The sequence below is a fragment of the Myroides sp. A21 genome, from assembly GCF_000807225.1.
In the GTDB taxonomy this organism is placed as follows: Bacteria; Bacteroidota; Bacteroidia; order Flavobacteriales; family Flavobacteriaceae; genus Flavobacterium; species Flavobacterium odoratimimum.
In genome coordinates this window covers 3849535-3870164 of record NZ_CP010327.1, presented here as the reverse complement: position 1 = coordinate 3870164, position 20630 = coordinate 3849535, and the positions used below count along the sequence as shown (strand labels likewise).

Annotated in this window: 20 protein-coding genes; 13 read left to right on the top strand and 7 right to left on the bottom strand. The window is 34.1% G+C overall.

The genetic code is table 11. The features are described from left to right. Positions 1-32 precede the first annotated feature (32 nt). Positions 33-479 carry a GNAT family N-acetyltransferase gene (locus MYRA21_RS17285; protein ID WP_039330056.1) on the bottom strand — a complete coding sequence of 149 codons (447 nt, stop codon included), beginning with the start codon at positions 477-479 and terminating at the stop codon, positions 33-35. 183 nt (positions 480-662) lie between these two features. On the opposite strand from MYRA21_RS17285, the gene MYRA21_RS17280 reads away from it, so the two are divergent. Next, positions 663-1508 (top strand): prephenate dehydratase, encoded by an 846-nt coding sequence (locus MYRA21_RS17280; protein WP_006261583.1) that lies wholly within the window; start codon positions 663-665, stop codon positions 1506-1508. A 57-nt stretch (positions 1509-1565) separates the two neighbouring features. On the opposite strand, the gene MYRA21_RS17275 is transcribed toward MYRA21_RS17280, so the two are convergent. Continuing rightward, positions 1566-2150, bottom strand: a complete 585-nt coding sequence (locus MYRA21_RS17275) for an O-methyltransferase (protein WP_039330054.1) — start codon at positions 2148-2150, stop codon at positions 1566-1568. 142 nt (positions 2151-2292) lie between these two features. On the opposite strand from MYRA21_RS17275, the gene MYRA21_RS17270 reads away from it, so the two are divergent. After that, positions 2293-4215 carry an OmpA family protein gene (locus tag MYRA21_RS17270; RefSeq protein ID WP_039330052.1) on the top strand — a complete coding sequence of 641 codons (1923 nt, stop codon included), beginning with the start codon at positions 2293-2295 and terminating at the stop codon, positions 4213-4215. Positions 4216-5222: 1007 nt separating this feature from the next. Here the strand turns inward: MYRA21_RS17270 and MYRA21_RS17265 are convergent. The 4 genes from MYRA21_RS17265 to MYRA21_RS17255 all read right to left on the bottom strand — a co-directional run bounded on the left by MYRA21_RS17265 (position 5223) and on the right by MYRA21_RS17255 (position 7884). After that, complete coding sequence (locus tag MYRA21_RS17265; RefSeq protein WP_006261580.1) at positions 5223-5765, bottom strand: NADPH-dependent FMN reductase; 543 nt, start codon at positions 5763-5765, stop codon at positions 5223-5225. Between the two features lie 224 nt (positions 5766-5989). Continuing rightward, on the bottom strand, positions 5990-6238 hold the full coding sequence (locus MYRA21_RS19430; RefSeq protein ID WP_235280000.1) for a hypothetical protein: 249 nt from the start codon (positions 6236-6238) through the stop codon (positions 5990-5992). A 68-nt stretch (positions 6239-6306) separates the two neighbouring features. Beyond that, complete coding sequence (locus MYRA21_RS19425) at positions 6307-6810, bottom strand: META domain-containing protein (protein WP_235279998.1); 504 nt, start codon at positions 6808-6810, stop codon at positions 6307-6309. Positions 6811-7074: 264 nt separating this feature from the next. Beyond that, a complete protein-coding gene (locus tag MYRA21_RS17255) occupies positions 7075-7884 on the bottom strand; it encodes a hypothetical protein (RefSeq protein ID WP_039330049.1) in 810 nt (269 codons plus the stop codon). 156 nt (positions 7885-8040) lie between these two features. Here MYRA21_RS17255 and pyrR point away from each other — a divergent pair, with 156 nt between their 5' ends. The 8 genes from pyrR (at position 8041) to MYRA21_RS17215 (ending at position 15103) form a co-directional block, all read left to right on the top strand. Next, entirely contained in the window at positions 8041-8589 is a 549-nt protein-coding gene (gene pyrR, locus MYRA21_RS17250) for a bifunctional pyr operon transcriptional regulator/uracil phosphoribosyltransferase PyrR (RefSeq protein ID WP_006261577.1), read from the top strand. A gap of 27 nt (positions 8590-8616) precedes the next feature. Further along, positions 8617-9543 (top strand): aspartate carbamoyltransferase catalytic subunit, encoded by a 927-nt coding sequence (locus MYRA21_RS17245; RefSeq protein WP_006261576.1) that lies wholly within the window; start codon positions 8617-8619, stop codon positions 9541-9543. A gap of 1092 nt (positions 9544-10635) precedes the next feature. After that, on the top strand, positions 10636-12048 hold the full coding sequence (locus MYRA21_RS17240; protein ID WP_052237555.1) for an IS4 family transposase: 1413 nt from the start codon (positions 10636-10638) through the stop codon (positions 12046-12048). Between the two features lie 239 nt (positions 12049-12287). Next, on the top strand, positions 12288-12629 hold the full coding sequence (locus MYRA21_RS17235; protein ID WP_039330048.1) for a hypothetical protein: 342 nt from the start codon (positions 12288-12290) through the stop codon (positions 12627-12629). Positions 12630-12729: 100 nt separating this feature from the next. Continuing rightward, on the top strand, positions 12730-13638 hold the full coding sequence (locus MYRA21_RS17230; protein ID WP_039330046.1) for a ribonuclease Z: 909 nt from the start codon (positions 12730-12732) through the stop codon (positions 13636-13638). 11 nt (positions 13639-13649) lie between these two features. Beyond that, entirely contained in the window at positions 13650-14297 is a 648-nt protein-coding gene (gene pdxH, locus MYRA21_RS17225; RefSeq protein ID WP_039330045.1) for a pyridoxamine 5'-phosphate oxidase, read from the top strand. Between the two features lies 1 nt (position 14298). After that, a complete protein-coding gene (locus MYRA21_RS17220; RefSeq protein WP_006258285.1) occupies positions 14299-14553 on the top strand; it encodes a hypothetical protein in 255 nt (84 codons plus the stop codon). Further along, positions 14546-15103 (top strand): Smr/MutS family protein, encoded by a 558-nt coding sequence (locus tag MYRA21_RS17215; RefSeq protein WP_006261565.1) that lies wholly within the window; start codon positions 14546-14548, stop codon positions 15101-15103. The genes MYRA21_RS17220 and MYRA21_RS17215 overlap by 8 nt, the downstream gene beginning before the upstream one ends. 735 nt (positions 15104-15838) lie before the next feature. Here the strand turns inward: MYRA21_RS17215 and MYRA21_RS17210 are convergent. Continuing rightward, positions 15839-16213, bottom strand: a complete 375-nt coding sequence (locus MYRA21_RS17210) for a helix-turn-helix domain-containing protein (RefSeq protein WP_006258279.1) — start codon at positions 16211-16213, stop codon at positions 15839-15841. A gap of 115 nt (positions 16214-16328) precedes the next feature. Between MYRA21_RS17210 and MYRA21_RS17205 the strand changes: the two genes are divergently transcribed. The 3 genes from MYRA21_RS17205 (at position 16329) to MYRA21_RS17195 (ending at position 20499) form a co-directional block, all read left to right on the top strand. After that, entirely contained in the window at positions 16329-16850 is a 522-nt protein-coding gene (locus tag MYRA21_RS17205; protein ID WP_039330044.1) for an NAD(P)H-dependent oxidoreductase, read from the top strand. Between the two features lie 133 nt (positions 16851-16983). Further along, a complete protein-coding gene (locus tag MYRA21_RS17200; RefSeq protein WP_039330042.1) occupies positions 16984-19323 on the top strand; it encodes a TonB-dependent receptor in 2340 nt (779 codons plus the stop codon). 3 nt (positions 19324-19326) lie between these two features. Continuing rightward, a complete protein-coding gene (locus MYRA21_RS17195) occupies positions 19327-20499 on the top strand; it encodes a PepSY domain-containing protein (protein WP_006265671.1) in 1173 nt (390 codons plus the stop codon). Positions 20500-20630 lie beyond the last annotated feature (131 nt).

Genomic DNA, 20630 nt, shown 5'->3' with positions numbered 1-20630 from the left:
CCCTACTTGTTTTAACGCTTAATTTGTTTTCTTTAGTATTTTAAACGCATCACATAGAGGTCTAAACCTTTTGCCCAATAATCTTCTTGAGTTTCTATCACTTCAAAATTGTGTTTTTCAAAAAAACGGTACACCACCTGAGAGGTACGCACTTGTATTGTTTTGATTCTATGATCAGGTTTTAGGAGGTCTAATCTGTATTTTAAGAGTAGAGAACCTGCACCTTTTCGATGATAATCAGGATGTAAGAATCCCCAACTCAATGAAGCAAATTCCTTCTCGAAGTTTCTGTTAATACCTGCAGCACCTATAATCTTGTCATTGTCTAAGGCTACATAGTAGAGGTCTAGATACTGATCTAGGTATAGCGCTAGGTCATCTACTTCTTCTTGCGCAAAATAAGTAGGGACATTGAGTTGAAGGATATTGAGTAAGATTTGCTTGTCTTCTTGTTGATAAGGTCTGATTGTTATACTCATATGTTTAGTAATTAGTTGCTTTAAAGTGTAATTAGTGTGATTAATTTAAATTCAATAGGGATTAATAAGCTAAAAGTAATAAAAACTTAAAATATGGAGGATAAAAACTGCTTATTATAAGTATAAACTACTAACTTTGATAGTTTGCCAATTTTGCAATTATTAAAGCCAAAAACATATTTTATGAAATCAGTAGTCATTCAAGGAATCAAAGGATCTTTCCACCATGAAGCAGTTGGGAAGTTCTTTGGTTCAGAAGAAGTAGAGATAGTGGATAGCCCTACTTTTAATTCGTTAGTAAAACAGTTAGTCAATAAAGAAGTAGATTATGGCATGATGGCGATAGAGAACTCTATTGCAGGATCTATATTACCTAATTACTCGTTGTTAACTAAGAATGACTTGTATATTTGGGGAGAGATTGCTCTTCCTATTAGACATAATTTACTAGCCTTAAAAGGACAGACATTAGCGGATATTACAGAGGTGCGTACACACCCTATGGCCTTATTACAATGCGAGAACTTCTTAGATCAATATACTGATTGGAAGCGTCTAGCGATGGATGATACGGCTACATGCGCTAGAAATATTCAAGAGAAACAGTATAAAGGCGTTGCGTCTATCGGGTCAACATTAGCCGCAGAGATGTATGATCTAGAGATCTTAGCAGAGAATATCCATGACGTGTATGATAACTATACACGATTTTTCTTGTTAAGTAGAGAGCCTAAGAAAGTAGAAGGGTTTAATAAAGCTTCACTATATTTTTATACAGATCACCAAAAAGGAAGTCTAAATAGAGTATTAGAGATACTAGCTTCTCATGATTTAAACTTGAGTAAGATACAGTCTGTGCCTCTGTCAGGAAGTGTGTTCCAGTACTCATTCCACGCAGGTGTTGTCTTAGTCAATGAAGATTATGACAAGTATTATAAGGCGATGGAAGAAGTAACTAAGGCTACTCGATACTTAAAGGTATTAGGAGAGTATAAACAAGATAAATTAGTCATACCAGACCACCAATAGCTACAATTTTAGTAGTATAAGTAAAAAAGCGTGAATAATCTCATTCACGCTTTTTCTTTACTGCTTAGAAACTAATAGCAATCCTGCTCCGATAGGGAGGATGACTTTCTTAAACTTATTCTCATCTATTCCATTGATAAACTCTTCTACTTCTGCTTCATGTGAGATTACATTATCTACTACCAATAGACTAGATTCAGTCTGATCTAATAGACGTTCTAGATTTTTCCAATATCCTGTATAATAACTTCTCTCTGCATCTAATAAGATAAGATCAAAATCAAGATTAGTATCAGCTAGATATTCTCCTGCATCATAGGTTAGTAATTCTACATAAGACTGTAGGTTAAATTGTTTTAGGTTTTCAAATGCCTTATTTGTACGTTCCCTTTCGATATCTATAGAGATGATTTCTCCATGATGATGAGATACAGCTTCGGCTAACCATATTGTTGAAAACCCATTAGAAGTACCTAGTTCCAGTATTCTCTTAGCTTGTTTTGTTTTGACTAATAACGAAAGGAACTCTGCTGACTCAGGTTCTATATTACGCCATTTATCTAATCGGTCTGTTTTTTGAGCATCTTCTTTTTTAAAAGTGTCATAGAGAGCTAAGAATGCTTTTTTTAATTCAATATTCATACTGAAGGGATTTTTATCTGATTCTGAACAACTAATTTACAGAATATACGTTAGTATAGTAAGTAATTAAAGTAGTATTTTTGAGTAATAAATAGTTAAAATAGAGTACATTTATCTATATTGGTCTATATAACAGAATAGTATGAGAATTTTTTTGATGGTTTTACTGTGTAGTTTAAGTATAACTGTGCAAGCAAAAAAGAAACCAAGCTTAAAACGAGCAGACAAATATTATAAGAATACCGAGTATGCTAAGGCAGCGGACGAATATAAAAGACTTATATTAGGACGTCGTACAGCTGATTATATTTATTTGCAATTAGCAGATTGTTATGATCGGTTAAATCAAGATATTGAAGCGTCAAGATATTATGGTAAAGCAATTGCTCAAAACGACTCTACACTTAAGCCAGATATCTATTATAAGTATGCTAAGGTGATGGAGAAGAATGGGCGTTATGAAGCAGCCAAAGATATGATGCAACAATTCGTTCGTCGAGCACCTCAAGATGCAAGAGCAAAAGACTTTCTAGCCAAACCAGATGCACATAAGGACTTAGTTGACAGATATCCTACTTATATGTTTCAGGAGTCAGGCCTTAATCATTTAGAATATGACGATTTTGGAGCATGGTTAAACCCTGGTGATACACTGTACTTCGCGTCAAATAGAACGAAGCACGAAAAGAAAATACCTAGAAAGATATTTGAAGTAAGAGATAAATGGCAACGCAAGCCTAACTATGATCTTTATACAGCTGAGTTTAAAGGAAAAGATGAGCCTATAAAAGGGGTGACGCGTATTAAAGGGCGTGTCAATAGACGATTTAATGACGGCCCTAGTGTGATCTCTGCTAATGAACAACGTATCTATTTCGCTTCAGAAGCTTATAGAAACAGGAAGTTTAGAAAGAATGATAACGTCAAGCATAGAGATCATTTGATGAGTTTATTCTATGCTAAAAAGAAGAAAAAGAAGTGGAAGAGAGTAAAGCCACTGCGCTTTACCCGTGCAGGCTTTATGTATACGAGCCCTGCATTATCGCCTGATGGCAAATTCTTATACTTTGCCTCTAATATGCCAGGAAGTTATGGAGAATTAGACATATGGCGTGTAGCCCTATTAGAAGATGATGAGTTCGGAAAACCAGAGAACCTTGGGCCAGTGATTAATTCAGGAACTCGTAATGATTATCCTTTCGTTTCGTCAGATAATAAGTTATACTTTAGTTCTGATCGATGGGGAGGATATGGAGGAATGGATGTGTATGTATCAGATTTAAATAATCTATCTAATGCACCTACTAATCTTGGAGAGCCTATTAACACAGCTAAGAACGATTTCGCTTTCAGTTTTTATCCCGATAAGAATATGGGATTATTCTCTTCTGATAGAATAGGTCGTACAGATATATATAAGGCATTCCCGCTGTGCTTTGTAGAGTTTAGAACTATGCTTAAAAACAAGAGCTTTAATACTCCTGTAGCTGATGCTAAAGTAGAGTTTATCAATACTAGACGTAGAGTAGAAGATCATGGCGTATCTAGTAGAAGTGGGATGGCTAGAGGAGAAGTGAAGTGTAGCGAGACTTATAAGATTAAGGTCTCTCACCCAGATTATTTAGATGAAATCATTGATATCACAGTCAATGCTGAAGAAGGGGTACAGGAGATAGACGTATTCTTAAGGCCTCTAGAAGAACTCGTAATAGGGAAAGACAAAATCGAATTAGGAGATATCCAATTTGCCTTTAATCAGACCGAAATTACAGAGAATAGTAAGATAGAATTAGATAAGCTAGTAAAAGTGATGAAGCGCTACCCTAGTATGCGAGTTAAGATTAACTCACACTCTGACAGTAAAGGAAATCCAGCTTATAATTTAAAATTGTCAAATGATAGAGCGAAGGCTACACTTGACTATATTGTATCACAAGGTATAGAAAGTAGTAGGTTAGAATCTCAGGGATATGGATCACAAGAGCTAAAAGTAGAATGTGAACCATGTAGTGAATGGGAAGACGCACAGAATAGACGATCAGAGTTTATTATCCTTCAAAGATAATATATGAGTATAAAAATAGTAAAGGCAGTGAGTTCTCTCACTGCCTTTTTCTATTAATAGAGTTCTTTATTTATCATAAAAACGGAATGTAATGAACTTTATTCTTATTTATCAGATGATTTAGTTGTTGTATTTAGCTAATAAAGGTTATTATATTAAGTTAATTAATTGTTAAATAACATTTGTGCTCTTATCACCATTAGCGATTTAAGAAAAATTAGAAGTAGAATGTATAGACTGTTTATTATAGAATAAGTCAATAGTGTTTTTGTAGATTAGTTATTAGATGAGTAGTATGTTAACTATTTTGTTTGTTAAATGTGAAGAGATGTAGGGTGGTAGAGACAAGTGCTAGTTTAATGATTTTATGAGGAGTGAACTTATTATGGTTATTATCTACATTAGGTGATTGAGGTAAAAAAGCCAGTATTTACAGGGGTTTGTATAGTATAAAAACATGTTTACATTTGCTCAGTACAAAAAACATAACAAAAAAATAGTTGATACATAATGATTGGTTAAACAAGTTTTATAGATAGCTCTTTTATTGTTTTTACAATAATTTTTTCATAGTTAAAAGGAGTGTCAGCTCTAGCCAAGTTAGCTTCAGTTTAATTGATTTGTATTATGTTTCAAGGAGTCTTTATCGTGTTTTCGTCATCTCCATATCGATTTGAATATGGTTATAAAGACTGAGAAAGACTCTTATAATTTTCATTCCCTCCTAAGCTTAATTTTTTAAAAATATTGCTTGTGAAAAAGAACTTGAATTGAGTTTAAGGAGGGATTGTTTTAATAATTTGATTAAAAGTGAGTGTTAATTAAGAAAGGATTTAGTGAAATCCAAATAAGGTGTTTTTCAAAAATTGTTTTATAGGGAATGAGAGGTAGAGATGCCTCTCTTTTTCTTACTTAGCACTTAAATACAGAAATACCAACCACCAAAAATTATTGTTGTTCTGATAGTAACAAAAAAGCCTATTGAGTATTCAAATAGGCTTTTTGTTTTATCGCGTTTGGCTCTCTATTAGAAGGTCGGTTAACATTGACATTTTCTTTTTGTAGACTTCTGAGATATCATTGTCTTCATATAAGTCAGAGTTGCTAATCGGGATAGAATAAGGCAAAGACCATGCTCTAAGTGCTTTTGCGATATTGTCTAGAGCTTGTATACCTTGCATAGCTTGGTTACCAGCTGACCAACATGTAAATCCTACTATTTTATTTGTCAAATAAGCAGGGTGGTCTTTAGCTGTTATTTCTAACCAATCGATAGCATTCTTCATTACTCCAGTAAGGCTACCATGGTAGAGTGGAGTAAGCCAAATCATCACATCTGCTTCTCTAAAAGCATCTGCAAAGGTCATTACGTCTGCTGGGACGTTATCCATTAATTTAGCTTGAAATATAGGAATTTGAAAATCTGATAAGTGAACCTGTCGAACTTCAATATTAGAATTTATGAACTGATCTGCATAATACTGTGCAATGCGTCGCGATGTACGGAATGCTTCTTCGTCTAAAGAACCATTAAAAATTAAAGCTTTCATAAAACTAAATTGTTATTAATCCACTAAGGTAAAGAATTTATCAATTGTAAAGCGTTTATAAGCTTATCTTAATTTTTATTTAACCCTCATTAGAAAGCTGAGAATATTGAGACTGTATTCTGTTTAGGTTGATTTATAGTTAGTTGTATAAAAAAAAACCTGTGAAGTATAATTTCACAGGTTTTAGATATTTTCATGACTGTATTCTGTTACAGTCTTGTGTTTTATAAAGAGTTTTTCTTTGCTAAGTCAAACTTCATAATCACCTTATTGTTTTGTAAGATATTTAGAGTCTGATCTGTAATTTCGAATGGGTAAGTAGAATTGTCAAAGTATTTTAAGAACTCGTCTTTGCTACTGTTACCACATGATTTAGTAGTATCCGATTGAAGTTCAAACAAAGTGACTGTACTCGTTTTTGTATTAATAGCAAATGGAGCTTCGAATAAAGCACATCCGTTATTTCCTTTCACTAAGTAATTGTGAAAGTCAAAAGTAATCCATTGTCTATAAGGTCTTTTTTCACCACCATCTAGCTCTACTAGTTTCCAGTCATAACGACGTACATATCTTTAGCTACTTTATCTAACTTCTCATCAGCGAATACGTACTCGATTCTATCTTTAGTCATTAGGTATAATAAACCTTCTTTTTCATTAAAGGTAATTGTACCATTAGAAATACGCTTTAAGAACTTGTTCTCATCATACTTAACGTCTGTAGCACATTCTTTGTTCGTTTTAGAATCAAAACGAGTCGTCAGATGTGTACCTTTTGAGTTAACAGAAGTTTTCGTTACAGGAATTTCAAACACATTACACCCAGCAAATCCAGTGATCGTAGATCCATATTCACGATTAAGCATGATATGTTTATCTGTAGGAGTTAGTGTTCCAGGTTTGCTATTGTCTTGTAATACCCATCTCACATTCCATATACCATCTGGTGCTAATGGATGTCTTTCTTGAGAATCGAAAAAACCTTGTTGTGCAAAAGTTACTAAGCTTGTTAAACAAAGAAATAAACTAGTAGCGTATTTTTTCATAATAAATATTAAAATAATTCTAAATATATGTGATGCATTTACCCTCTTTTTGTTAACTATTTAATTATAATAGATTGATTATTATGTGTTTAGTTTTTTTAGAAGTATCTGTAAATGATTGCGAAAAGATAGTAATTCCTATTTAATAACACAATTTATAAGAGATATATTATTGATAACTTAATATAAATCAATAAGTGATATAGATAATAAGGAGTTGTATTTCTTTTTTTACGTATTTTAAAAGATTATGGAGATTGTGTTTTACTCTTTAGGCATGAAACCAAACATGAGTACTAACTTTTCGTCTTGATAGAAATTTAGTGTTTGTTCAGCGATATCATAGCGATATGTTTTATCTGTGAAGTATCTCCCGTATCTCTCTTTTGTTTTACGACTTGCTCTATTTTTAGCATTATAAGGAATTTCGAAACTTTTGAAATAAAAAGTATCTTGATCAAAATAGAAATCAAACTTCACCTCAAAAGGGATATTATCTATCGTACCTGTCATGGTTTTGTTTTCAAAATCAAAAGAAGTAATCATCTTAGGTAGATTATCTGAATCTCTATTTAAAGCAATTAGTCCCCAGTTAAATCTAGAGACGAACTTACACATACGGTCAAAAGCTGTGTTATAGAATACATATTTAGTCTCTGTACCTTTTTTAAGCATTAAGACATCCGTTGTACTACTCACAGTGATAGCACTAGACTCTAAAACGCGAAAGAACTCTAAGTCTTCTTGTGTCCAATTAACTGTTGTAGGAGTAGATAAGAACTCTGTTTTATCAGTTAGTAAGACATATTCTGTAATGTTATCTTTGATTTGCTGAGCAGGTATTCGAGCGTAGATTGTTTTCTTCTGATCTTGATTAATCGGTTTGTTGGCTAATGCTATTTCTAGAGCACCATCAGTCCATTGTAGGATTAGATTTTTTTCTTTGTCTTGTATGACCCACTGTTCTTTTTGTATTTGTTTATTTGTCAAAGGAAGAGGGTCTTCTATCTTCTGAGCATGCAGCGCTAGAGATAGGGTTAAAGTAATGAATAGTATGAATTTAGACTTGATCATGAGCAATAGAGTTTTTAATCTTTATCCAAAGATATCAATATGATTTAGAAAGCATCCTTTGATTAACTACATTTTTTTAGAAGATATATGTTTAATAAATTGGTGACAAATGATATTTAATTGTAAATTTACCCCCCAAACACAACTCTTTTATATATGAATCCAAAAGTATTACTTACTTCAAAAGAGATTGATATCATTCTACACCGTTTGGCTTGTCAATTAGTAGAAAAACATCTTGATTTTTCTAATACCCTTCTTATTGGTATTCAACCGCGTGGTAAATTTTTAGCAGAACGCATTAAAAGCATCCTTAAGACTGAATATGGTATATCTGAAGTGCCTTTAGGTTTTTTAGACATTACTTTCTTTAGAGATGACTTTAGAAGACATCAAAAAACTCTTGAAGCGAATAAAACACAAATAGACTTCTTAGTAGAAGATAAGAAAGTCGTATTTATAGATGATGTGCTTTATACAGGACGTAGTATACGTGCCGCACTGACAGCTATACAGTCTTTTGGCCGTCCAGCAGAGATAGAACTATTGGTATTAATAGATCGTCGTTTTAGTCGTCACTTACCGATACAGCCTGATTATAGAGGAAGACAGGTAGATGCCTTTGACGAGGAGACTATCCGTGTACACTGGTCTGAACATGAACAGGAAGATGCAGTCTTTCTAGAAGAAACTGAAAAAAACTAACTACCTAAATCTACTCATAGAAGTACAATGAAAGAATTAAGCGTAAATCACCTTTTAGGAATTAAGTATATCAATAAACATGATATTGATTTAATTTTCGAAACAGCTGATCACTTTAAGGAAGTAATTAATCGTCCGATTAAGAAAGTTCCTTCTCTACGAGATATTACCATAGCAAATATCTTCTTTGAAAACAGTACTCGTACTAAACTATCTTTCGAATTAGCACAAAAACGTTTATCTGCAGATGTAATTAGTTTTTCTGCTGCTCAGTCTTCAGTGAAGAAAGGAGAAACACTAATCGATACAGTTAATAATATCTTAGCCATGAAGGTAGATATGGTAGTGATGCGTCACAGTGATGCAGGAGCTGCTCATTTCTTATCTAAGAACGTAAGCGCAAGTATCATTAATGCAGGAGATGGAGCACATGAGCACCCTACACAGGCGTTATTAGACAGTTATTCTATCCGCGAAAAGTTAGGGGATGTAGCAGGTAAGAAAGTAGTTATCGTAGGAGATATTCTACATTCACGTGTAGCATTGTCTAATATTTTTGCTTTGCAGATGCAAGGAGCTGAGGTTAGAGTATGTGGACCTAAGACCTTAATCCCTAAGTATATCGAGAGTTTAGGAGTGAAGGTAGAGTCTAATCTAAGAAAAGCTCTAGAATGGTGTGATGTAGCGAATATGCTTCGCGTTCAGAATGAGCGTTTAGACTTTAGCTATTTCCCTAATACGAGAGAGTATTCTCAACAGTTTGGGTTGACTAAAGAGATCTTAGATTCATTAGATAAAGAAATCGTAGTCATGCACCCAGGGCCTATTAACAGAGGAGTAGAGATTACTTCTGATGTAGCTGATTCACAGCAGTCAGTGATCTTAGACCAGGTAGAGAATGGAGTAGCAGTTCGTATGGCTGTAACCTATCTATTAGCTTCAAAAATTAAATAATTCAAGCCAGCCATTTTGTTGGCTTATTTTATATCTATAGAACACCTAATACAGCACAAGGAATATTGTGCTGTATTAGGTGTTTTTTTATAGTTCATTCTTTGATATGAGTATTTATTATAGGTATCTTTAACCTAGATTAAGCATTAGTCAAATACTACAAAGCAATTCTGCTTCATATCTCTTTCATTTCTTCTAAAACCATACTACATGCCTTGCTGCAGCTGGCTCTTCGTATAAAATAGTCCTGTGGACTATTTTATACTCAGCCCTTTCTTAAATTCAGCCCTATTTTGCATAATTACTTTTCGTTTATATATTTATTGTGTATTTTGGGTTTTTAAAAAAAGCGTATATTTGTATCGTACTTGTTTTTATATCAGGTGTATGCCTCGATTCTTATTGTTTGAAAAGTAAACAAATCAAAGCACATTACTTCTTCGTGAATCCTTAAAAAACACCATTTTTAAATAGGCTTATTTTTCGCATTTTATACTGCTTGTTTTAGAGTTAGCTTGAGGTTATATAATCTTAACCCCAGTGTTTATCATGCTTTGTGTTGTGTTTGTTCGGGGCTTGTTCGGAAAAAGCCCTATTTTTCCGAACCTCTTCCGAAGGACTCCCGAACAAAGCTCGCATAAAACTTGTGAATGCCTTTTTATCATTGGGTTTGTAGCGTTGTTCGGTAATTGCCGAACCATTTTTTTACAGGATTTAATGGTTCGTTTTGAGAAAGGTAAAAAACACTATTTGTTCGTTGTTTTGATTTTAAGAGAATTATGTAAATCAAATAATTTCCTTTCTAGGTATAAATGCATTCATTGTGTTAGCATATAATTCATGTCACATCCATTCAGCACACCATGTCGACACCCCATCGTAGGGATGTGTACCATCATAACGCATATCACGTTCATTTGGCACACACTCTATGGATTAACCACCCCGCCTTTCAGGCATCCCTCCAGGGCTACTCTTTATACATAAATTATTAAGCAGAGTATGTTGTTGAAAAGTGTGATTTAATAAAACCAATCTATTGATTATCAGTTAATTAATTGTATTATTTGTTTGTTTTTTGCATCTTTATACATGAATATTAGTGAGATAGATTCCTTTTTTAAAGGAGCATTTAAAGATAAAAGGATAGATAAACGAGCAAATAAATTACTTAGTAGTATTGTTGAAAACAGTAGTGTAGTTATTAACAAAGCATGTAGTACTTTTAGCGAAAAAATAGGAGGATATAGAATGTTAAATAACGAACGAGCAAACGAGACTGATATAAAAGATCAAGTTTATAAAAAATGTGCTGAACAAATTAGTACAGATCATGTTCTGTGTATTGAAGATACTTCAGAGATTAATTATTCAGGTAAAGAAGGGCGAATTAATACAGATGATTCTGAATGGGGAATAGTTGGAAACAATAAAGATACAGGTGTTTTTTGCCACCCAACCCTTGTTGTAGATGCTCACAGTGGTATTCCATTAGGTTTCTCATCGATTAAATTGTGGAATCGACAAAGAGATAAGGAGGATAAAAACGAACGCAATTATAAGATTTTAAAGATTCAAGATAAAGAATCTTATCGATGGATAGAGTCTGCTGAACTAAGTAAACAAAACATACCTGAAAGCACAAAAATTACAGTGATAGCAGATAGAGAATCTGATATTTATGAGTTTTTAGCAACAGTTCCTAATGATAGATGTGATGTATTGATTCGTTCATCAGCAAATAGAATTTTAGAAACAGAGGAAATGCGTCTACATGAAAAAATGTGTTCATTGCCGATTAAACATATTTATAATATCAAGGTACAAGGGAATCATAAACGCAAGAATAGGGAAGCTAAAATGGAGTTGCGTTATGACTCTGTAGAAATTAAATGTCCTCATAATTTAAAAGCAGATCAGCCGAAATCACTAACTGTTTCATGTGTTTATGTTGTTGAAAATTCTGAAACTGTTCCAAAAGGTGAATCACCAATTGAATGGTGTTTATTAACTACTCATGAAGTAGAAAGTAATGAAATAGCTATGCTTTGCGTAGAATGGTATAAACAAAGGTGGTATATAGAAGAAGTCTTTCGCTTAATCAAAAGTGAAGGTTTAAAAATCGAAAGTACTCTGTTAGAATCAGGAGCGGCTCTAAAAAAACTTATAATATTCGCATTGTTAGGAGCTTGGCAAATCATGATGGTTAAACTTTCTTATGATAAGAGCGATATTTCTGTTCCTTCAAAACGGGTTTTTACGGATCCACAAATAGAATTTCTACAGATTCTTTTAAAAACAGTTGAAGGAAAAACTGAAAAACAAAAGAATCCTTTTGATAAAGATACTCTTGCATGGACATCATGGATTATTGCTCGATTAGCTGGGTGGTCAGGCTATAAAAGTCAAGGTCCTCCAGGCTACATTACTATTAGAGATGGAATACAATGTTTTAATGCAAAATATCAGGTTTTTGAATTGCTTAGAGATGTGTATAAAGAGTAGCTCCTATGGAGGGGTGCCCGTAGGGCGGGGTGGTTTTTAGGTAATATAGATCCAGTTGTTATGTCATTCTGAGCTTGTGAAGAATCCCATTCTATATGTTTGTAGAGTTATATGTGAGACCCTTCCTATCATCAGTGTGACATAGATTGCGGATGCGTATTTCCATAATATTTTTACTCTGCTATATGATAGTATTTATATTCGTTTTATATTCGCTTAATCAAATTAAGGCGTATATAATGAAAGTAAAAGAAAAAGGGCATACCCTTATTATAACGAGTGACGAGGGAGATATAGTAACGTTTCTTAAAAAATTAGAAGAGCAGTATGAGCATAGTCTTGTACATTCTAATTTAATAATAGATTTAACGAAGGCTAAATATACTGTATTCGAAGAGGATTTAGAGTGTTTTGAATCTTTAGCAATACAACATATGGAGGAAGCTAATAAGTCTTTTATTATCGTTATAGAATCAATTGACTTTAATGAGTTTGATGGAGATTTGATTATTGCTCCGACTTTACAGGAAGCACATGATTTGATAGAAATGGATGAAATCCAAAGAGACTTAGGATTTTAGATAAAAATATACAAAAGGCTTAAAGTAATTTAAGCCTTTTATTTTGACTTAGCTTGTCGTTTTTGTAAATTACAAGCTCAAAAATTAAAACAAGACAATATTGAAACTTACTATATTAGGCTGTTATGCAGCAACACCAAGAACGATAACTAACCCTACATCTCAAGTTTTAGAGATGGGAGGACATATGTTTTTAATCGACGCCGGTGAAGGAACTCAAGTACAATTAAGACGTCATAAATTGAAGTTCCAACGTATCAATCATATTTTTATCTCTCATTTGCACGGAGATCACTTCTATGGATTGATAGGGTTAATCTCAACGTATATGTTGTTAAACAGAACTTCTGATTTGCATATTTATGGACCTAAGGGGATAAAGGAAGTTACTTTGTTGCAGCTGAGATTGTCTAATTCTTATTCTGGATATAAACTATTCTTTCATGAACAGACTAGTAAAGAGAGTAGAGTAGTATTCGAAGATGATAAGGTTATTGTACGTACCATACCATTAGATCACCGTGTGTATACTAATGGATATCTTTTTGAGACTAAGCCTGGAGATAGAAAGTTGCGTATTGGGGCTATAGAAGATTTAGGTATTGATAGATGTTACTATCAGAAGATCAAAAGTGGTGGTAATATCACATTGGATGATGGTACTGTAGTGGATAATAAGGATATTACTTATGATCCAGAGCCTACAGAGAGTTACGCTTTTTGTTCAGATACTTATTATTCAGAGGCCATAGTACCTATCATTAAAGGTGTAGATGTATTATACCATGAGAGTACTTTCTTAGACAGTGAAGAGCATTATACAGAACGAACGAAACACTGTACTGCTAAGCAGGCAGCAAGTATTGCGAAGCTAGCGAATGCGAAGACTTTAATACTTGGGCATTATTCTACGAGATATAATGATATTACCTTGTTTAAGAAAGAAGCAGAGACTGTGTTTAGTGGTAAAATACTGAATGGAGACGATGGTAAAGTGTTTGACTTATAATAGATTTAGATATGAGTGATTTAAGTGATTACAGAAAATCGTATGAGAAGAGTGTATTGTTAGAGAGTAGTGTAGACGAAAACCCAATGATGCAATTCAAAAAATGGTTTTATGAGATAGAGGATTTCGGTGGAGTAGATGAGGTAAATGCCATGACGGTATCTACAATAGGATTGGATGGTTTTCCGAAGTCTAGAGTAGTGCTTTTAAAGTCTTATGACGAAGAGGGATTTGTGTTTTACACAAATTATAACTCTGAGAAAGGGAAGGCTATTATCGCTAATCCACATTTGTGTTTATCATTCTTTTGGCCTTCTGCGGAGCGTCAGATTATTATCAAAGGTATAGCTAGTAAGGCTAGTGCTGCTCAATCTGATAATTATTTTGACAGTCGTCCTTTAGGAAGTCGATTAGGTGCTATCGTATCTAATCAGAGTGAGGTCATCCCTAATCATCAAGTATTAGAAGATGCTATTAATAAATTAGAAAAAGAAGCAACTGATGATACGGTAAAACGCCCTGAGAATTGGGGAGGATTTGTAGTAAAACCTGTGTCTATTGAGTTTTGGCAAGGAAGAGCTAATCGCCTTCACGATCGTATTCGATATACATTGACAGAAGATGGTTTAGATTGGAAAATAGAACGACTAGCACCGTAGTATGAAAATAGCAAAGATCGTATTAACTATCGCAACCCTGTTCTTTATGGGATGGGCGTTAATGGAAAGTTCTAAAGACCAACCAAAAATATGGGTGCAAGTAGTAGGTGTAGCCTTGTTCTTTTTCTCCATGGCGAGATTGATGCAAAAGACACCTAGTAACACTCGTCAACAGGGACCAGCAGAACGTGAGTTCGATGCAGGAATAAAAAAAGATTTAATCAATCAAGCAAAAGAAGAAGAGAAAGATGCTTAGCAAAGGAGATTATGTACAAGTATTAGATGAGAACGAAGAAGGAGTTGTCATTAATATCATAGGAGATGAGGTAACTATAGAATCTAAAGATGGTTTTGTATTAACGTATAAACCGAATGAGCTTTTAAAAATAGCTAAAGAGGATGAAGTAGATATGCGTTCGGCTAGTACTAGAAGTTCGGTAAGTGAGGCACTACAAGATAAGGTAGATCCTATAAAACGTTCCTTTACGAAGGAAAAACGTTCGCGTAAGGATGAGTTTATCCTAGAAGTAGATTTACATATAGAGAAGCTTACGAATGACTATAGACGTATGGAAAAGCACGATATGCTGACACTACAGTTAGATACAGCTAGAGGACAGGTGGAGTTCGCTATCCGCAATCGCATTCCTCGTATTGTATTTATACATGGAGTAGGCGAGGGTGTCCTAAAGGCTGAGCTAGAGTTCCTATTCAGTAGATATGCGGAGATAGTAGCTGAAGATGCGAATTATCAAAAGTATGGATTAGGAGCTACACAGATTTACTTTAAACAAAACGTCAGATAAGTTAATTAGGAATAAGGAATTAGTTCTTTTTTAATAGACTCTTGATATAAAATATAACGACAATATGGCTAGGCTGTATTGTCGTTTTTTTGTGGATATATACTTCATATACTATATGGCTATTATGTCCTATCGGCACGTAATCGTAGGGATGTATTACATACATCTTACCCAGCAGCCACGATACATATCACGCCCTATCAGCACGCAATCGTTGTGCTCTAATTAGGAATTTTGGCTACAGTATAATAAACTTATATAACGTGATCTAGATTGTGTATAAACCAACCCGCCTTTCAGGCACCCCGCCAAGGAAGGGGAATAGTAGTGCCGGACATCCATAACGTAATCACACATCGCATACCACGCTTAACATTCCCCTCTATGGAGGGGTGCCCGCAGGGTGGGGTGGTTTATCACTACGCTCAAATTATTAATTAGGAAGGTTTATCTTAATACATCCCTACTGTTGTGGAATCACTGTGTGGGTATACGTTTTAGAATGTATTGTGACGGATGTATGTAATACATCCCTACTATTATGGAATCCCTGTGTGGAATGTATGACACGGATTCAAGTCCGCGCCAACATCACTGTGGAGATATACGTTGTGTAATACATATAATTGCTTTATAGATTTAGTTTAAGTGTTCCTGTTATGATTTATTAGTTGTATTTGTGATATGTCTATGCCAATCGAGTGAAGAGAAAATAGACAGAGAAGTTTATATTAATTACTTTTCGAATTCTTTTCTATTGTTTAGAATTGTCTCTAAATTATTAAATGCCCAAACAGATATGTTTTCGATATAGGGTACTAAGTCTAATCCAAGTTCAGTAAGTGTATATTCTACTTTAGGGGGTACAGTAGGATATACTTTTCGGGTAATAAAACCATCAGCTTCTAAGGTTTTTAAAGTTTTGGCGAGCATTTTTTGAGAAATATCTCCTATTGCTTTATCTATTTCATTAAAACGCATTACACCGTGGTCTCTTAATAGGAGAAGGATAAGCATAGACCATTTCTCACCTATTCTGTCGAGTACTAATCTAATAGGACATGTATCTGCTTCTAAAATATTTTTTAGATTTAACTTGTTGATTTTCATTGTTAATTACTTGGGTGTTAGCATCTTACTTAGGCGTGCGTTCTTGTTTGGCCTATACAAAGGTCATACGTTTGCTCTCCAAAAGAGAGTAACTCTAATTAAGAAAATCATTACAATGGAGAAAGTATTAATAGTATTAGCACACCCAAATTACGAAGCGTCAAATTCGAACAGAGCATTGTTAGAAGCATTGCCAAAAGATGTACAACTTACAATTCACAATATTTATGAGGCTTATCCCGATGGGCAGATAGATGTGGAGAGGGAACAAGAGTTGTTATTAGATCACGATAGAATAATCATTCGGTTCCCTACACAGTGGTTTAATGTACCAAGTTTACTGAAGTTCTGGTTAGATGAAGTGCTTACTTATGGCTGGGCATTCGGAGTAGAACAAGATGCTTTAGTAGGAAAAAAAATAGGTATAGTAACCACTACTGGTGGTGTAAAGGAGTCTTATGTAAAAGATAGTCATTACGGATTTACAGTGGAAGAGTTTTTATTACCTGTAATAGCCACCATCAAGTATATCGATGCGAACTATATAGGCTTTGTAGCGTTAAATAATGCGTATGGACCTACGGAGCAAGAAGTGAGTGAGGCTGTAAAACAATATGTAGAATTATTGAAGAAGTAAGCAGAAAGACAAGTCGTTAGTAGAATTTACTAACGGCTTTTTTTGTATAAAAAAACAGTGTTAAATAGAATGGTTATAAATAATTATTTATTTTTGCTGCGAAATGAAATAATTATAACAACATATAAACATTATGCTATCATCAAATATATTATCTAGTATGTTCACTAAAGCAGTGTATTTAACTATTTTACTGTTTAGTACTTCGGTACTTTCTCAAACTTTTTTAGTGAAAGTGAGCGATTCAAGTTTAAATAGAATTAGAGGAGCAGAGATTATTATTAATGGAGATAAAATAGGGGAAACGGATAGTAAAGGAGAGCTGACCATAGATGTTATAACAACAAATGAAGCTACTCTATTGGTTTTAGCTAGTGGTTACGAGGAACAATTGGTTACTATTAATAACACAAAATTAGAAAACCCTATTGAAGTTGTATTAAAGAAATTAGAGGAGTCGTTAGATGAGATTGTTATTACAGCTGGTAGAAGAGCAGAGAATATAGCTACTATTCCATCTTCTGTAACAATAATTAATCAGAAGGAGATGGAAAAGCAAATGAGTGTTACAACTGATATTTCGACGATATTAAGTAATCTAGTACCTGGTCTAGGAAGTGCGACAAATAAGGGAACTTCGTCAGGACAGACATTAAGAGGAAGACCTCTATTAGTCTTAATAGATGGGATTCCACAATCTACACCATTGATGAACGGAGCTCGTGATATACGTTCGATTGCGCCATTTGCAATAGAGCGTGTAGAGGTGATAAAAGGAGCTACTTCTATTTATGGGAATGGTTCTACTGGGGGGATTATTAATTATATAACCAAGAAAAATAGAGGAGAACAAGTTTTTGGTGGAACTACTGTATTGGGAACTTCGTTTAATCCAGCGAACAGTAGCGGTACATTAGGATATAAAGTATCTCAGTCTTTCGGCGGGAAGTATAAAAAGTGGAACTATATGGCTGGTGCGTCTATCGACTATACTGGTTTACAACGAGATGGAGATGGAATGATATTAGGGCAGATAGAAGGGCTGTCTAATACGTATCAAAAGAACTTGTTCGCTCAAATCACATATGATATCAATGATAATTCGTCTATTCGCGCTTTTTATAATGGCTATACAAGTACACAACACGCTAGATATATCAGTAAGATAGGTAAGTATGGTAGTGAAGCAACGGTAGGTGTAGCAGGGATAGATCCTGGTAAAAACTCAGGTACGCCTTATAACCACAATGTTATGTTGGGGTACACGAATAATGACTTGTTTTTAGAAACACAGTTAGATGTGTCATTATATATGAATTCATTTCGCTCGATGAACCGCTATGTAGAAAAAGGAACGGCATGGTTTGGACCTGGACAAACGAGAATTAACTCTAAGAAGAAAGGTATTCGCTTAAACTTAAATACTCCTTTTACAGTATTTCAGATGCCGAGTGAAGTGACTTATGGAATAGATATTTTAAATGATAAAACAGATCAAGACTTAACGGATGGTCGTGTGTATATCCCTACAATGGATATGGTGAATATTGCGCCTTATGCACAATTAAAAATAGATTTAGTAGATCACTTGATACTAAAAACAGGAGTTAGATATGAGAATGCAAATGTAAAAGTAGATGATTTTAATACGATCGCTACAGGGCCTAATAACGAGGGAAGTATTTTCGTTCAAGGAGGTAAAATTCCTTACAAAACAACATTGTTTAACGTAGGGTTACGCTATAATAAATATGAGTATTTTAACCCTTTTATTAGTTTTTCTCAAGGATTTGCTATTAATGAATTAGGGCGAATCTTAAGAAGAGCAACAGAGAGTACATTAGACAAGCTAGAGACAGAACCAATTATTACGAATAACTACGAAGTAGGGTTCTCTAGTAGGTTTTCTATGTTTAGTTTTACAGGGTCATATTTTTTAAGCACATCTAAGTTAGGAGCTAATTTAGTAGATATAGGAGGATATTTAGTAGCACAGCGTGAACCTGAGCGAGTACACGGATTCGAAGTGACTGCTGAGGTCGCACTAACGCCACAGTGGACAGTAGGGGGAACTTATGCTTATGTAGAGGGAAAGGCAAAGTTCGACGATGGAAGTAAAGTATACTTAAATGGGGGACGTATCTCACCACCTAAAGCGACAGCTTTTGTGTATTATACTGCATCAGATAAATTAAATATACAGTTATATTGGTTGTATTCAGGAAGTAGAAATCGCTTTAATCCTAATGAAAAAGGAGGTTATAAAAATAGTGAAGGACCTGTAAAAGACATTAGTTTGTTTAATTTAGCATCTACTTATATCTTAAATAAAGCGTGGAAGGTAAATGTCGGTATTGAGAATTTGTTTAATAAAACGTATTATCCAGTAGTGAGCCAATACAGAGGGACTGATGCAGAGTATGTGAGAGGAAATGGAATGCAGGCTAATCTAAGCGTACAATACAACTTCTAGTAGATGAAGAAATTTATGCTATGGCTGCATAAGTGGCTAGGATTAATAACGGGAATTGTTATTGTCATCGTAAGTATTACGGGGTGTATTTATGTCTTTCACGATGATATAAAGAAAATTGTTTATCCAAATAATTTTTATATCGATGATACGGAAAATTTAAGTGACTATAATAGAGAAACATTGTCATTCTCATCTCTTCAAAGTATAGCTCAGCAAGCAGTAGGAGAGCAATACCCTATAAATAGAGTAGATATTTATCCTGCTAAAGATAGAACCTGGGTGTTTAGAGCACTCAAGACAGATAAGAATGCAACAGGATATTGGAATGAAGTAGTTTTTTATAAAAGAATATTTGTAAATCCTTATACAGGTGTAGTTCAGAAAGTAGAAGATACAAAGAAAGAGTTTTTTTATGTCGTGTTACAGTTACACCGCAATCTGCTATTAGGAAGTAAAATAGGAGGTTGGGTAGTAGGAGGAAGTACAGTGTTATTTATGGTTATTACGATTACAGGTCTGATCTTATGGTGGCCTAAAAAGTGGAAGGGTAAGACATTTAAACGAAGTTTCGTATTTGATTTTTCTGTCAATTGGAAGCGGTTAAATCATGATTTGCACAATTTGTTGGGTATGTACACCTTCCTATTAGCTATAGTGATAGGGATGACAGGTGTATTATTTGCCTTTCCTAAGTTTAGATCAGCAGTAGAAATAACACTTAATAAAGTAGATGAAGATAAATTTCAGGTAATGGAATCTACTGCTTTTGATACCGTACCTCAGATAACAAGTAATACGTTAGACAATGCGGTATTTTATGCCTTAGATAAGTTCGGTTATGCCGATATGATGTCTATCCGTTTATCTAAGGATGAGAAAGAGCCTCATAGTTTACAGATCCGTTTAGAACAGGATAAGACGAGTAAATTCGAATGGTTGTATTTTGATAAAAAGTCAGGAGATATAGTCACTCGTGAAGATCATACTTATACATCAATAGCTTTAGGCACTAAAGTAAATTCTTTAAACTTCGATTTACACGTAGGCACGATATGGGGATACCCTACTAAGATACTCGCTTTTATAGGATCACTTATATTTGCTTCCTTACCAGTTACAGGATTGATAATTTGGTTGAACAAACAAAAGAAAAGTAAAAAAAGGAGTCGTTAGTAACATTTACTAACGGCTTTTTTTTGTATAAAAAAATCACTTAATACACCTACCTAGGCATAAAAAGTGATTCTTCATTAAATTCATACTAATACACAACATTATAAAGATACAATAAGTTTTGTTAAAAA